Below are 14,214 nucleotides of genomic sequence, written 5' to 3'. Positions count from 1 at the left end.
TATACCCCGCTCATGGCATGACATCGCCGGAGTTCGGGCCCAGGGTCTGGCCGACGAACAGGTTGCCGCCCGGCTCGCTGGCCAGCAGCACGGCGGTCGGCGCCACTTCGTCGGCCAGGCCGAAGCGGCCCAGGGGCAGTTCGGCGGCCTTGGCGCGCTTCCAGGTGTCGCTGATGCCGCCCACCAGCGGCGTTTCGATGGGCCCCGGCGCGATGGCGTTGACCAGCACGTTGTCCTTGGCGACTTCCAGCGCCAGGGATTTGGTGAAGCCAATCACCCCGGCCTTGGCCGCAGCGTAGTGGGTCAGCTCGGCGCCGCCCTTGATCCCCAGTTGCGAGGCGACGTTGATGATCCGTCCCCAGCCCTGCGCCAGCATGTGCGGCAAGGCGCGCTGGCTGGCGACGAAGACGCTGGTGAGGTCGACGCGCAGCATGTCGTTCCACATTTCGATCGTAAGGTCGACGCAGCGAGCCTGGGTGAGCATGCCGGCGTTGTTGACCAGGATATCGATGCCGCCGAAATGTTCGACGCAACGGTCGACACTGGCCTGGGCGCCTTCGACGGTGCCGACATCGGCCAGGCACTCGAACACTTGCGCGCCGAGGTTGCGGCAGGTGACGGCGGTTTCGGCGAGGCTGACGGCATTGCGGTCGGCCAGCAGCAGGCGCGCGCCTTCAGCGGCATAGGCACGGGCGATGGCGGCACCGATGCCGCTGCCGGCGCCGGTGATCACGGCGCGGCGGTTAGTCAGTTGGGGCATACACAAACTCCTGAAAAAACACAGAACCCAGGTGGGGTCAGTCGGGCCAGCGCACGGTCAGGCCACCGTCGATGACGATGCTTTGCCCGGTCAAATAGCTCGACGCGTCACTGGTCAAAAACTGCACCAGCGACGCCACTTCATCCGCCCTGCCCACCCGGCCCAGCGGAATCGCCCGCGCCGCCTTGGCCAGGCCTTGCGGCCCGAGGGAGTTCTGCGCATCCAGCGATTGCGGCGTCTCGATCAAGCCCGGGATCACCGCATTGCAGCGAATCCCCAACGGCGCCAGTTCCACCGCCAGCGAGCGGCACAACCCCGGCACACCGGCCTTGGCCGCCGCGTAATGGCTGTGTTCCTGCCAGCCATATACGCCGCCGGCAATCGACGAAATCGCCACCAGCGCACCGCCTGCGGGCATATGCCGGGTCGCTGCGCGGAAGGTACGCATCACCCCGGTCAGGTCGACATTGAGCATTTCGTCCCACACCTGATCGGTCATTTCCAGCAGCGGCGCCCGACGCAGCAGACCGGCATTGGCCACTGCGTAATCGAGGCGGCCAAAATGCTGCACGGCCTGGGCCGCCAAGGCGTCCACCGAGGCGCCGTCGCCGACGTCCAGCGGCAGCATCAGGCACTCGCCGCCCGCTTGCTCCACCAAGGACACGGTGGTGCGCGGGTCATGGGGGTCGGCCGGGTAATACCCGCCCACCACGGCCACGCCGCAACGCGCATAGGCCACGGCGAGGGCTTGGCCGATGCCGCTGGCGGCACCGGTAATCAAGGCAACTTTACGGTTCATCGAACACTCCTTACTGCACGGTTTCCGGGCGCACATGGCGTGCGGCGAACATCAGCACGCCGGACAAAAAGCACGGCACGGCGCCGAACCACAGGGCGGCGGTCTGCCAGTCGCTGCCGGCGGACAACACTTGCGTCGCGCCGAACCCCGCGACCACCGCACCGATCGGGCCCATGGCATGGATGATCGCGCCGCCGGTGGCGCGGATGCTGGTGGGGAAACTTTCGCTGATAAAAAACAACGCCGCCGAATACGGCCCGATCAGGAAGAACAGGCCCAGGCTGTACAGCCCGACCACCATCGCCATGTTGCTCGGGCCGAACAGCATCCCGGCGAACGACAGCCCGCCGAGCATCCAGCCCAGGCCGATGACATTGCGGCGGCCGATCTTGTCGCCCATCCAGCCGTGGCTGAGGTAACCGCAGTAACCCACCAGGTTCGACAGCACGAGGATGATCAGCGAGTTCTCGAACGAGATGTGGTGAACGCTGACGATCACCGACGTGCCGAGCACGCTGAACACCTGGATCGCCGCCCAGTTGAGCAACAGCGCGGCGCCGATCACCAGGGTGGCGCGGCGGGCCGGGCCTCGGAAGGCGGCTTTGAGGCCGGCTTTGCTGTGCTCGTCGTAGTCCACGCCATAGGTCACGGCAACGTTTTGCGCTTCACTCACCGCGCCGCTTTTACGCAGCTCGCTGATACGCTGGTGGATCTGGAACTGCGGGCTCTCCTTGAGCTTGCGCGCCATGATCGCAATCACGATGGCCGGGATCGCAGCAAAAATGAAGCACCCCTGCCAGCCGATGATTGGCAGCAACAGCGCGGTCAAACCGGCGGCAATCAATGCACCGACCGGCCAGCCGCCCTGCACCAGGCTGTAGATAAACCCGCGACGCTTGGTCAGTCGGGGGTCTTCCGAGGCGCCATACAGCTCGCTCAAATACGTGGCGTTGACGGTTTCCTCGGCATAGCCCAGACCGCCCAACGAACGGATCAGAATCAGCGGCGACTTGCCCCACGCCCCACCGATCGCGGTCAGCGCCGAGCACACTGCGGAACCGGCCACGGTGAAGATGATCCCTTTGCGTCGCCCCAACTTGTCGACAACGGGGCCAATGGCAAACGCCACCACCGCCGTGCCCACCGCCACCCAGGTCGCGATTTCAGCTTGCTCCACCTCGCCCCAGCCGAAGTGCCGGCCGATCTCCGGCAGCAACGTGCCGAACAGGATGAAGTCGTACACCGCAAACACCCAGGCGAAAAACGCGATCCAGGTGGCGAAGCGCACTTCCTGGGACGTCAGTTGCCGGGGTTTCCAGCCAGTCAGGTCAAGCTTGTTGTAGATGGACATGAATCGCGCCTCAAAGGTGGGGGGGTCAACTACGCGGTTTGAACCCATCTTGTAGGAGCGAGCTTGCTCGCGAAAATCATCAACGATGACGCGGGCATCCTGGATGCACGCGGCGTTCTCAGGTTTTTCGCGAGCAAGCTCGCTCCTACAAGGGGTGGGGATCAGGTACGCGGTTGCCGACGGATAAAGTCATCGGCGATTTCGTCGAAGGTGACGAAGCGCACGCCGGCATGGCTCTGGATGTGTTCGATCAAGCGTTCGAGCATCAGCAGCACTTGCGGGCGGCCGGACACGTCGGGGTGGATGGTCATGGTGAACACCGCGTGTTCGTGTTCGCGGTAGACCCAGTCGAACTGGTCGCGCCACATTTCTTCGAGGTGACGCGGGTTGACGAAGCCGTGGCTGTTGGGCGCCTTTTTGATGAACATCATCGGCGGCAGGTCGTCGAGGTACCAGTTGGCCGGGATCTCCACCAGGTCGGTTTCTTCGCCGCGTACCAGGGGTTTCATCCAGGTGTCGGGGTGCTGGCTGTAGTCGATCTTGGTCCAGCTGTCGCCCTTGCGCACGTAGTAGGGGTGGAAGTCGTTGTGCATCAGGCTGTGGTCGTACTTGATGCCTTTTTTCAGCAGCAGCTCGTTGGTGACCTTGCTGAATTCCCACCACGGTGCGACGTAGCCAGTCGGACGTTTGCCCGTCACTTGGGTGATCAGTTCGATGGACTTGTCGAGCACGATTTCTTCCTGCTCGGCGGTCATCGCGATCGGGTTTTCGTGGCTGTAGCCGTGTACGCCGATTTCGTGACCGGCGTCGGCCACCGCCTTCATTTGCGCGGGAAAAGTTTCCATCGAGTGGCCGGGGATGAACCAGGTGGTGCGCAGGCCGTAGCGCTCGAACAGTTTGAGCAGGCGCGGCGCGCCGATTTCACCGGCGAACAGGCCGCGGGAAATGTCGTCGGGCGAGTCTTCGCCGCCGTAGGAACCGAGCCAGCCGGCGACGGCGTCAACGTCGACGCCGAATGCACAGAGGATGTCTTTAGCCATGGGGGTGTCTCCTTAGATAGTCAGTTGGAATTCGACGGACAGCGCCGCCCGCAACAGGCGTGCGTCTTCCCCCGTCGGGGCGCTGAGCAGCAGCCCGGTGGGCAAGCCCAGGGCGTCGCAGCCGCTGGGCAAGGTGACGCCGGGCATGTCGAGCAAACTGCCGGGCATGGTCAGGCGCAGGGTGGCGAGGTTGGTGCTTGCAAAGCGTTCGTCGTCGACTTCCAGCGCTGCCAGCGCCGGGGCGACATGGGCGACGGTCGGGGTGATCAACAGGGCGCCGTCGAGTTCGTCGACCAGTTGCTGTTGCAGACGGCGACGCGCGTCGATCAGTTGGAGCAGGCGGCTGGCCGGCAGCGACCGCGCCGCTTCGAGGCGGCGCCGGACACGCGGATCGAGCCGAGCGGCGTCGGGGCTGTCGAGCAGCGCTTCGTGCAGGGCGAAGGCTTCGAACGCGCCGAGCCAGCCTTGCTGCTGGATCAGTTCCAGGGTGGCCTGGAAGGTGGCGCACGGGCGCACGTCGATCAGCGCGCCGGCGGCGTTGAGTTGCTCGACGGCGCGCAGCAGGTTGTTGCGCACCGCCGGTTGCACGTCATCCAGCAGGCGTTGCTCAAGCACCAGGCGCAGGCCCTTGAGGCTGCGGGCGCGATGGGTTTGCCGGCGGCCGTTGAGCAGGTCGTCGATGGCCAGCACATCACGCACGCTGCGGGTCAGCGGGCCGAGGCTGTCGAGGGTGCGGGCCAGCGGGAACACACCGTCGCGGCTGTAGCGCCGACTGCTGCTGCGGTAACCGACCAGGCCGTTGAAGGCGGCGGGGATGCGGATCGAACCAGCGGTGTCGGTGCCCATGGCGATGGGCACGATGCCGGCGGCGACGGCCACCGCCGAACCGGACGACGAACCGCCGGGAATCCGCGGCTGGTCACGCCCATGGGGGTTGTGCGGCGTGCCGAAATGCGGGTTCAGGCCAAGGCCGGAATAGGCCAGCTCGCTGAGGTTGGTCTTGCCCACGCTGACCATCCCGGCGCGGCACAACAGGCCCACGCTCGGCGCATCGAGCAAGGCGGCGGGCGCGTCGCGGCGGTAGGCGGCGCCGGCGGTGGTGACGCTGCCGGCCACGTCGAACAGGTCTTTCCAGGCCAGGGGCACGCCGTCGAACACACTCAAGGGCTGGCCGGCGCGCCACCGGGCGGCGGCGGCTTCGGCTTCGCGGCGGGCGCGGTCGGCGGTCAGGGTGATAAACACCGCGGCCGCGCGGCTCGCGTGGTCGAGCGCCTGTTCGAGGGCTTGCACCGGGTCGCTACGACCGCTGGCGAAATCCTCGGCCATTGAAGTGGCGTCTGACATCAGGTTGACCCTCATAAAACGTACATATTAATAAAATGTACATTTAATAAAGGCAGCTTTCGTGCCAGTCTGTGTCGAGGGCTCTTCCGGCGATTGCGCTTTATCGACCAGAGCGCCGGGCTAGATGGTTTTGTAGGAAGCAAAAAAACCTGGCGCGGACTCTGCAACGCACGCCCAAGCCAATAATGTATCTTTTATTAATAAGTACATTTTAGTGCAGAAAAGTAACAGTCCTAGATTCAAGGCCCCAAAAAAGTGCCACCGACGTGGCGCGGAGTGACAGGCGCATCTATGAGAGAATCCCCGGCTTCGTCCTACATACACCAGACCTCTTTACCTCAGAGAACACGATGAAAGCAGTGTCCGCCTCGGCCTCCCGTTACGCGATGATTCACCAGCTTTTGCGTGACGCGATCGTCAACGGCACCGCCCGCCACGGCTTGGTCCTGCTCGAAGCGCCGCTGGCCGAATTGTTCGGCACCAGCCGCGTGCCGGTGCGCAAGGCACTGGACCTGCTGCATGCCGAAGGGTTGATCTGCCGTTTCAACGGGCGCGGTTACCTGATCAACCCCGAGGGCGTGGCCATGGAACCGCTGCGCCTGCCGCTGAGCGCTGCGCACCTGGGCCTGAACGACGAGGACGAGTTGGTGGATACACGGCCGTTGGGCGAGCGGATCGTCGAGGAAATCGGCGCGGCGCTGTCCACCTGCATAGCCTTTGGCCATTATCGCCTGGATGAGCAAGCCGCCGCCGACCACTATGGCGTCAGCCGCGCAGTGGTGCGTGAAGCGCTGATGCGCCTGCGCGACCGTGGCCTGGTGGAAAAAGAGCCCTACTCCCAATGGCTGGCCGGGCCGTTGACGGCGCGGGAAGTCACCGAAGACTACGAACTGCGCGCCTGCCTGGAGCCTGAAGCGCTGCGCCAGAGCGCGCCGAACCTTGACCGCGCGCTGCTCGAAGCCATGTTGCAACGCGTGCTCGACGCCCAGGACAGCCCGCAATGCAGCCTGGAAGCCATCGAGCAGATCGAAGAAGACTTGCACCAACGCTGCCTGGCCGGCCTGCAGAACCGCAAGATCGCCGCGCTGATCCGCCAGGGCCAGAGCCCGATGATCATCAGTCGGATTTTCTATCGCTTGCTGGGGATCGGCGCCGACCCGGCGATGCTCGCCGAACACCGCTTGATCCTTGAATTGTTGCTGCACGGCGCGTTCGATGCGGCGGCGTTGAACCTGCGCGAGCACCTGCAACGAGCGCGGCAGCGGATGTTGCAGCGGTTGAAGGTATTGTCGGTGTTGCCGGAACAGCCCCTGCCCGCCTACCTGCACAAAATCAGCTGACGGCATGCGGTTAACCTTGTGGGAGCAAGCCCCCTCTCACCTTGACCGGGTCTCTGCAGTAATTTCATGCAATATGTTGCTATCTAGCCCCCGCCATTGAAACCGCCGCTGGCCCGCCCCATCTAACTTGCATACTTCCTGATGCAGGTGCCCCATGAGCGACCAGCAAGATACCCCCGATTACGACGCCAACGAATACGCCGACCCTGAAAACGCCGAGGTTCACTCGTCCAATACCGGCCTGGCCCTGCCTGGGCAGAACCTGCCGGACAAGGTCTACATCATCCCGATTCACAATCGACCGTTCTTCCCGGCGCAAGTATTGCCGGTGATCGTCAATGAAGAGCCGTGGGCCGAAACCCTGGAGTTGGTGAGCAAATCCGACCATCACTCCCTAGCCCTGTTCTTCATGGACACGCCGCCCGAAGACCCGCGGCATTTCGACACCTCCGCACTGCCGCTGTACGGCACCCTGGTCAAGGTCCACCACGCCAGCCGCGAAAACGGCAAACTGCAATTCGTCGCCCAGGGCCTGACCCGCGTGCGGATTCGCACCTGGCTCAAGCACCATCGCCCACCGTACCTGGTGGAAGTCGAATACCCGCACCAGCCGACCGAGCCGACCGATGAGGTCAAGGCCTACGGCATGGCGCTGATCAATGCGATCAAGGAACTGCTGCCGCTCAACCCGCTGTACAGCGAAGAGTTGAAGAACTACCTCAACCGCTTCAGCCCCAACGACCCGTCGCCGCTGACCGACTTCGCCGCCGCCCTCACCTCCGCCACCGGCAATGAGTTGCAGGAAGTGCTGGATTGCGTGCCCATGCTCAAACGCATGGAAAAAGTCCTGCCGATGCTGCGCAAGGAAGTCGAAGTCGCGCGCCTGCAAAAAGAACTCTCCGCCGAGGTGAACCGCAAGATCGGCGAGCACCAGCGCGAATTCTTCCTCAAGGAACAGCTCAAGGTCATCCAGCAGGAGCTGGGCCTGACCAAGGACGACCGCAGCGCCGACGTCGAACAGTTCGAACAGCGCCTGGAAGGCAAAGTGCTGCCAGCCCAGGCGCAGAAACGCATCGATGAAGAACTGAACAAACTGTCGATCCTCGAAACCGGTTCGCCGGAATACGCGGTGACGCGCAACTACCTGGACTGGGCAACCTCGGTGCCGTGGGGCGTGTACGGCAAGGACAAGCTCGACCTGAAACATGCGCGCAAGGTCCTGGACAAACACCATGCCGGGCTGGACGACATCAAGAGTCGTATCCTCGAATTCCTCGCGGTGGGCGCTTATAAAGGCGAAGTCGCCGGTTCCATCGTGCTGCTGGTCGGCCCGCCGGGCGTGGGCAAGACCAGCGTGGGTAAATCGATTGCCGAATCCCTCGGGCGGCCGTTCTATCGCTTCAGCGTCGGCGGCATGCGCGACGAGGCCGAGATCAAGGGCCATCGCCGCACCTACATCGGCGCCCTGCCCGGCAAGCTGGTGCAGGCGCTCAAAGATGTGGAAGTGATGAACCCGGTGATCATGCTCGACGAGATCGACAAGATGGGCCAGAGCTTCCAGGGCGACCCGGCTTCGGCGCTGCTGGAAACCCTCGACCCGGAACAGAACGTCGAATTCCTCGACCACTACCTGGACCTGCGCCTGGACCTGTCGAAAGTGCTGTTCGTGTGTACCGCCAACACCCTCGACTCGATCCCCGGCCCCCTGCTGGACCGCATGGAAGTGATTCGCCTGTCGGGCTATATCACCGAAGAAAAAGTCGCCATCGCCAAGCGCCACCTGTGGCCTAAGCAGTTGGAAAAAGCCGGCGTGTCGAAAAACAGCCTGACCATCAGCGACGGCGCCCTGCGCGCATTGATCGACGGCTACGCCCGCGAAGCCGGGGTGCGCCAGTTGGAGAAACAACTGGGCAAGCTGGTGCGCAAGGCGGTGGTCAAGCTGCTGGATGAGCCGGACGCGGTGATCAAGATCGGCACCAAGGACCTGGAAAGCTCCCTGGGCATCCCGGTGTTCCGCAACGAACAAGTGCTGTCTGGCGTCGGCGTGATCACCGGCCTGGCCTGGACCAGCATGGGCGGCGCGACCCTGCCGATCGAGGCGACCCGCATCCACACGCTCAACCGCGGCTTCAAGCTCACCGGGCAGTTGGGTGAGGTGATGAAAGAATCCGCTGAAATCGCCTACAGCTACGTCAGCTCCAACCTGAAATCGTTTGGCGGTGATCCGAAGTTCTTCGATGAAGCCTTCGTCCACCTGCACGTCCCCGAAGGCGCCACGCCGAAGGACGGCCCCAGCGCTGGCGTGACCATGGCCAGTGCGCTGTTGTCGCTGGCGCGCAACCAGCCACCGAAGAAAGGCGTGGCCATGACCGGCGAGCTGACGCTGACCGGGCATGTCCTGCCGATTGGCGGGGTGCGTGAGAAGGTGATCGCGGCGCGGCGCCAGAAGATTCACGAGCTGATCTTGCCGGAGCCGAATCGCGGCAGCTTTGAGGAATTGCCGGAGTATCTGAAGGAAGGGATGACCGTCCACTTCGCCAAGCGCTTTGCGGATGTGGCCAAGGTGCTGTTCTGATCGTCCTTTAGCGCTTGGGCGGGCGTCATCGCGCGCAAGCCCGCTCCCACACTTGACCGAGTACATCCTTTGGAAGGCGGCCAAGATGTGGGAGCGGGCTTGCGCGCGATGGCGTCCGTCGCCGCCCTCTTGTCACACCCTGTCGCATCTTCGGTTATGCTCGCCCTTCGTCGCACATCAACGGAGTCTTCATGACCGCTGCCCGCCTGCTTCTCCCCTTGAGCCTTGCCCTGCTGGCCGCGTGCGCCAGTGCCCCGCAGCAAAACGTCAGCGTGGAAAAACAGAGCGCCTGCCCGCTCCAGCTCAAAAACGGACAAAACCTGATCCTGACCCTGCCAAGCAACCCCACCACCGGCTACCGCTGGGCCATTCAGGATTCCGCCGGCGGCGTGCTGCGCGCCCTGGGGCCCGAGGTCTACAGCAGCACGGAATCCGGCGTGATCGGCGGCGGCGGCCAGTCCACCTGGCGCTTCCAGGCCTTTGCGGCCGGCCAGGGCCGTTTGCGCCTGACCTCCCAGCAACCCTGGGAACCGGAAGCCGAACCGGCCGAGACGTTCGACTGCGCCATCACGGTGAACTGATATGCCATGGCTGATTCTTGCGTTGATGGGCGCCGGCACCTTTATCTACGGCCTGACCGTCCACGCGGCGTTACTGTGCCTGCTGGTCAAACCGTTGCCGGTGCTGGCGCTGCTGGGCTGGCTGCATGATGCGCCGCCGAGCGACTATCGACGCTGGATCAGCCTGGGGCTGATTTTCTCCCTGGTCGGCGATGTGTTGCTGGCGTGGCCGGGCGACTTGTTTATCTTTGGCCTGGGCGCGTTTCTGTGCGCGCACCTGGCGTACCTCAAAGCCTATTTCAGCGACTGCCGACGCTTGGCATGGCTGCCGTTGGTGCTGGCGCTGGGCGTCGGCGCGATGCTGCTGAGCATCCTGATCGCCCATGGCCTTGGCGACTTGCTGATTCCAGTGGTGGTCTACGCCTTGGTGATCAGCGCGATGCTCTGGCGGGCGCTGGCGCGACTGGGCAGCGCGGTGCCCAAGCGTTCGGCGCTACTGGCGGCGGCGGGGGCCGTATCGTTTGTGGTTTCCGACACGCTGATCGGTATCAATCGCTTTGTGCTGAGCTTCGACGCGGCGCCGTATCTGCTGATCGCCACTTACTGGCTCGGCCAATGGGGCATCACCGCCTCGGCGTTCCATCAGACAACCCGCGCATCCAAGGAGCAACTTGGCTAAAATGCCCGCCTTTCCCCCCTCGTCGCCGGAACAACCGTGAGCAAAGAACCCGATCGCCTATTCGCCCAGCCCCTGCCCCAGGTGCCGGACTTCGCCTTTAACGAAGACGTGGTGCGGGTGTTCCCGGACATGATCAAGCGCTCGGTGCCCGGTTATCCGACCATCGTCGAAAACCTCGGCGTGCTCGCCGCGCAGTTCGCCCAGCCCAACAGTGTGCTGTACGACCTGGGGTCCTCCCTCGGCGCGGTCACCCAGGCGTTGCGCCGCCACGTGCGTACCGACGGCTGCCACGTCATCGCGGTGGATAATTCGACGGCGATGGTCGAGCGCTGCCGCGAGTACCTCAATGGCCAGGACTCGATGTTCCAGGAGTTGCTGCCGGTCCAGGTGATCGAGGGCGATATCCTCGCGCTGCAGTTCCAGCCGGCCTCGGTGGTGGCGCTGAACTTCACCCTGCAATTCATCGCCCCCGATCAGCGCCTGGCGTTGCTCGGGCGCATCCGCCAGGCGTTGTTGCCCGGCGGTGCGCTGATCCTCTCGGAAAAGCTGCGCTTCAATGACCTTGAAGAACACGCGCTGCTCACCGACCTGCACATCGCGTTCAAACGCGCCAACGGCTACAGCGAGCTGGAAATCGCCCAGAAGCGCAGCGCCATCGAAAACGTCATGAAGCCCGACAGCCTCGAAGAACACCGCGAACGCCTGCTGGCGGCCGGGTTCTCGAAAGTCGTGCCGTGGTTCCAGTGTCTTAACTTTGCCTCGTTGATTGCCTTGCCATGATTGATCTGTCCCCCCTCGCCCGCCATCTGGTCGGCACTCCCCTGGCCGTGTGGGCCCAGGGCCTGCAAGCGCAACTCGATAGCAAGATGGAAAAGGGGCATGGCGACCTGGAGCGCTGGCAGAGCGCGCTGGATGCATTGCCGAAGATCCAGCCCAGCGAAGTCGATTTGCTCAATGGCCTGACCCTCGACAGCGATTGCGACGACGCCACGCGCGCGCAGATGCACAGCGCATTGATGGGCCTGTGCCCGTGGCGCAAGGGCCCGTTCCACTTGTTCGGCGTGCATGTGGACACCGAATGGCGTTCGGACTGGAAGTGGTCGCGGGTCGCGCCGCACCTGGACCTGAAGGGCAAGCGCATTCTCGATGTAGGCTGCGGCAATGGGTATTACATGTGGCGCATGCTCGGCGCCGGTGCCGACAGTGTGATCGGCGTGGACCCGAACTGGCTGTTCTTCTGCCAGTTCCAGGCGGTGCAACGTTACCTGTCGGCGCCGAACGCCTGGCACCTGCCGTTCCCGTTCGAGGACTTGCCGGCGAACCTGGAAGGCTTCGACACTGTGTTTTCCATGGGCGTGTTCTACCACCGTCGCTCACCGATCGAGCATTTGCTGGCGCTGAAAGACTGCCTGGTCAAAGGCGGTGAACTGGTGCTGGAAACGCTGGTGATCGAAGGCGATCAGCAACAGGTGCTGGTGCCGGAAGACCGCTACGCGCAGATGCGCAACGTATGGTTCCTGCCATCGGTGCCGGCGTTGATGCTGTGGCTGCGCCGGGCCGGGTTCAGTGAGGTGCGCTGTGTGGATGTGAGTGTGACCACGGTTGAAGAACAGCGGGGGACGGAGTGGATGAAGTATCAGTCGCTGAGTGACTTCCTCGACCCGGACGATCACAGCAAGACCATCGAAGGGCTGCCGGCGCCGATGCGGGCGGTGATCATCGCCAGGAAGTGACCCCAATCTCCCTGAAAAAATGGAGATCAAAAATGTGGGAGGGGGCTTGCCCCCGATAGCAGTGTGTCAGTCAGCTTATCTATAGCTGACCCACCGCCATCGGGGGCAAGCCCCCTCCCACATTTGGTCATCAGTGTTCTTTAGAGTGGCGGCTTAGCCCGGCGGGCCTTGAAGAACTCGCTCAACACCGCCCCGCATTCCTCGGCCAGTACCCCGCCTTCAAACAGCACCCGATGGTTGAGAAAGCCCTGGGTAAAAAACTGCCCTTGGCTTTGCACAATCCCCGCCTTCGGCTCCAGTGCGCCGTAGACCACCCGCGCAATGCGCGAATGCACGATCAGGCCCGCGCACATGCTGCACGGTTCCAGCGTTACATACAGCGTGCTGCCGGGCAGGCGATAGTTGCTCAGCGTCTGGGCGGCGGCGCGGATGGCGACCATTTCGGCATGGGCGCTGGGGTCGTTGCCGCTGATCGGGCAATTGAAGCCACGGCCGATGATCACACCGTCCTGCACCAGCACCGCGCCCACCGGCACTTCGCCCAACGCCGCGCCCTGTGCCGCCAGGGCTAGGGCTTCGCGCATGAAGTCCTGGTCGCGGCTGCGGTCGATGATCGCCGTGGGGCGAAACTGGCGCATCACGCTACCTCGATGGCGGCCATCAGGCCGGTTTCCATGTGGTCGATCACATGGCAGTGGAACATCCACACGCCCGGGTTATCCGCCACCAGCGCGACGCGGGCACGTTCGTTCTTGCCCAGCAGGTAGGTGTCGGTGAAGTACGGAATCACCGTGTGGCGGTTCGAAGCGATCACCTTGAAGCTCATGCCGTGCAGGTGGATCGGGTGCTGGTATTGGGTCATGTTTTTCAGTTCGAAAATGTAGCTTTTGCCCTTCTCCAGCTTGGCAATCGGGCGGTCGGCGCAGGCCTTGTCGGTGATGTCCCAGGCCTGGCCGTTGATCTGCCACAGGCTCGGCGGTTTGCCGTTGTCGACGTTGACCGACACCGAACCAACCCATTCGAAATTGAAGTTGAGTTTCTCGGCGTTGGCCAGGTCCGGCTCGCTGATCGGATTGGCGGGCAGCGCCGGCGGCCATGCGCTCGGCGCGTCGGCGTTGGCCACCGAACGGAACGTGCCCAGGCGCACCGGGCCGTTGCGGATCGACAATTCTTCGCCCGCCGGCGGGGCCTTGATCGCCAGGCAGAGGCGCATGCCCGGGCCGAGCCAGTATTCCTTGCCCAAGGAGCGCGGCTCGATGGGGTTGCCGTCCAGCGCATAGATCTGCGCGTCGGCGTCGGGAATATTGAGGCGATAGGTCAGCGTGTTGTCGAGGTTGAGCAAGCGCACACGGGTGATCTGCCCGGCCGGCAAATCGATCACCGCCTGGGCCACGCCATTGATGGTCGACAGGCGCCCGGCCGTACCGCCACGCGCCGCTTCACGGGGCACGCTGAAGGCGACAAAGGCCCCCTCTTCGTCGACGTGCCAGCTTTTCAGGCTGAGGGTGCGTTCGTGCTTGAAACCAGTGGGTTCGCGCTCTTCCACGATCAGCGGGCCGACCAGGCCCCGGCCGAGTTCTTCGCTGCTGTTCACATGGGGGTGATACCAGTAGCTGCCGGCGTCGGGCACGCGGAACTTGTAGTCGAAGTATTCGCCGGGCAACACCGGCAATTGCGAGACGTAGGGCACGCCGTCCATTTCCAGCGGCAGGCGGATGCCATGCCAATGGATGGTGGTGGCGACCGGCAGGTGGTTGATGAAACGCACCCGCAGCCATTCGCCCTGGCGCACGCGCAGCTCGGTGCCGGGGGCCGACGGGCCGAACGCCCAGGCTTGGGTCTTGTGCCCCGGTACCAGTTCCACATCGAGGGGCGCGGCGATCAGTTCGTAGTCGTGTCCCGCCTCGGCCTCGGCGACTTTCCCCAGCCAGTAGCGGTAGCCGCCACCGGCACCGACGCCCACTACGGCCAGGCCGGCAAGACCACCCAGGATTTGTCGACGGGAAAAGGATCGGGACACAACAACCTCACGT

The 14,214-nt window shown here is 63.9% G+C and carries 13 protein-coding genes; 6 read left to right on the top strand and 7 right to left on the bottom strand.

Annotated elements, in window-relative coordinates; all coding sequences use genetic code 11:
* Positions 1–10: 10 nt before the first annotated feature.
* The 5 genes from TU80_RS09265 to TU80_RS09245 all read right to left on the bottom strand — a co-directional run bounded on the left by TU80_RS09265 (position 11) and on the right by TU80_RS09245 (position 5,294).
* Entirely contained in the window at positions 11–760 is a 750-nt protein-coding gene (locus TU80_RS09265) for an SDR family NAD(P)-dependent oxidoreductase (protein WP_017844559.1), read from the bottom strand.
* 37 nt (positions 761–797) lie between these two features.
* Positions 798–1,559 (bottom strand): SDR family NAD(P)-dependent oxidoreductase, encoded by a 762-nt coding sequence (locus TU80_RS09260; protein ID WP_057004315.1) that lies wholly within the window; start codon positions 1,557–1,559, stop codon positions 798–800.
* 10 nt (positions 1,560–1,569) lie between these two features.
* Positions 1,570–2,910, bottom strand: a complete 1,341-nt coding sequence (locus tag TU80_RS09255; RefSeq protein ID WP_017844557.1) for an MFS transporter — start codon at positions 2,908–2,910, stop codon at positions 1,570–1,572.
* A 161-nt stretch (positions 2,911–3,071) separates the two neighbouring features.
* Positions 3,072–3,950, bottom strand: coding sequence for a polysaccharide deacetylase family protein (locus TU80_RS09250; RefSeq protein WP_046384579.1), 879 nt, complete (start codon positions 3,948–3,950; stop codon positions 3,072–3,074).
* Positions 3,951–3,962: 12 nt separating this feature from the next.
* Entirely contained in the window at positions 3,963–5,294 is a 1,332-nt protein-coding gene (locus TU80_RS09245; RefSeq protein ID WP_057004314.1) for an amidase, read from the bottom strand.
* Between the two features lie 350 nt (positions 5,295–5,644).
* Between TU80_RS09245 and TU80_RS09240 the strand changes: the two genes are divergently transcribed.
* From TU80_RS09240 to cmoB, 6 genes are all read left to right on the top strand, one after another.
* Entirely contained in the window at positions 5,645–6,634 is a 990-nt protein-coding gene (locus TU80_RS09240) for a GntR family transcriptional regulator (protein ID WP_046384581.1), read from the top strand.
* Between the two features lie 154 nt (positions 6,635–6,788).
* The gene (lon, locus tag TU80_RS09235; RefSeq protein ID WP_017844553.1) at positions 6,789–9,209 is read left to right on the top strand and encodes an endopeptidase La; all 2,421 of its coding nucleotides are present in this window, start codon (positions 6,789–6,791) and stop codon (positions 9,207–9,209) included.
* Positions 9,210–9,400: 191 nt separating this feature from the next.
* Positions 9,401–9,790 (top strand): protease inhibitor I42 family protein, encoded by a 390-nt coding sequence (locus TU80_RS09230; RefSeq protein ID WP_017844552.1) that lies wholly within the window; start codon positions 9,401–9,403, stop codon positions 9,788–9,790.
* Between the two features lies 1 nt (position 9,791).
* The gene (locus TU80_RS09225) at positions 9,792–10,448 is read left to right on the top strand and encodes a lysoplasmalogenase (RefSeq protein WP_046384582.1); all 657 of its coding nucleotides are present in this window, start codon (positions 9,792–9,794) and stop codon (positions 10,446–10,448) included.
* A gap of 36 nt (positions 10,449–10,484) precedes the next feature.
* Entirely contained in the window at positions 10,485–11,228 is a 744-nt protein-coding gene (gene cmoA, locus TU80_RS09220; RefSeq protein ID WP_017844550.1) for a carboxy-S-adenosyl-L-methionine synthase CmoA, read from the top strand.
* Positions 11,225–12,181: a tRNA 5-methoxyuridine(34)/uridine 5-oxyacetic acid(34) synthase CmoB gene (gene cmoB / locus TU80_RS09215; RefSeq protein ID WP_046384583.1), complete on the top strand. Its 957-nt coding sequence runs from the start codon at positions 11,225–11,227 to the stop codon at positions 12,179–12,181. The genes cmoA and cmoB overlap by 4 nt, the downstream gene beginning before the upstream one ends.
* A 140-nt stretch (positions 12,182–12,321) precedes the next feature.
* Here the strand turns inward: cmoB and tadA are convergent, their stop codons facing one another.
* Together tadA and TU80_RS09205 are read right to left on the bottom strand one after the other, a co-directional pair.
* Positions 12,322–12,819 (bottom strand): tRNA adenosine(34) deaminase TadA, encoded by a 498-nt coding sequence (tadA, locus tag TU80_RS09210; RefSeq protein ID WP_057004313.1) that lies wholly within the window; start codon positions 12,817–12,819, stop codon positions 12,322–12,324.
* Complete coding sequence (locus tag TU80_RS09205; protein ID WP_057004312.1) at positions 12,819–14,201, bottom strand: multicopper oxidase family protein; 1,383 nt, start codon at positions 14,199–14,201, stop codon at positions 12,819–12,821. The genes tadA and TU80_RS09205 overlap by 1 nt, the downstream gene beginning before the upstream one ends.
* Positions 14,202–14,214 lie beyond the last annotated feature (13 nt).

The organism is Pseudomonas veronii, from assembly GCF_001439695.1.
GTDB classification, from domain to species: Bacteria; Pseudomonadota; Gammaproteobacteria; order Pseudomonadales; family Pseudomonadaceae; genus Aquipseudomonas; species Aquipseudomonas veronii.
The sequence above is the reverse complement of the archived record's forward strand: the minus strand, read 5'-3'. Positions and strand labels throughout refer to the sequence as shown.

Excerpts from the sequence above, each read along its gene's own strand:
- TU80_RS09265 (WP_017844559.1), bottom strand. The coding sequence starts at position 760 with ATGCCCCAACTGACTAACCGCCGCGCCGTGATCACCGGCGCCGGCAGC.
- TU80_RS09260 (WP_057004315.1), bottom strand. The coding sequence starts at position 1,559 with ATGAACCGTAAAGTTGCCTTGATTACCGGTGCCGCCAGCGGCATCGGC.
- TU80_RS09255 (WP_017844557.1), bottom strand. The coding sequence starts at position 2,910 with ATGTCCATCTACAACAAGCTTGACCTGACTGGCTGGAAACCCCGGCAA.
- TU80_RS09250 (WP_046384579.1), bottom strand. The coding sequence starts at position 3,950 with ATGGCTAAAGACATCCTCTGTGCATTCGGCGTCGACGTTGACGCCGTC.
- TU80_RS09245 (WP_057004314.1), bottom strand. The coding sequence starts at position 5,294 with ATGTCAGACGCCACTTCAATGGCCGAGGATTTCGCCAGCGGTCGTAGC.
- TU80_RS09240 (WP_046384581.1), top strand. The coding sequence starts at position 5,645 with ATGAAAGCAGTGTCCGCCTCGGCCTCCCGTTACGCGATGATTCACCAG.
- lon (WP_017844553.1), top strand. The coding sequence starts at position 6,789 with ATGAGCGACCAGCAAGATACCCCCGATTACGACGCCAACGAATACGCC.
- TU80_RS09230 (WP_017844552.1), top strand. The coding sequence starts at position 9,401 with ATGACCGCTGCCCGCCTGCTTCTCCCCTTGAGCCTTGCCCTGCTGGCC.
- TU80_RS09225 (WP_046384582.1), top strand. The coding sequence starts at position 9,792 with ATGCCATGGCTGATTCTTGCGTTGATGGGCGCCGGCACCTTTATCTAC.
- cmoB (WP_046384583.1), top strand. The coding sequence starts at position 11,225 with ATGATTGATCTGTCCCCCCTCGCCCGCCATCTGGTCGGCACTCCCCTG.
- tadA (WP_057004313.1), bottom strand. The coding sequence starts at position 12,819 with ATGCGCCAGTTTCGCCCCACGGCGATCATCGACCGCAGCCGCGACCAG.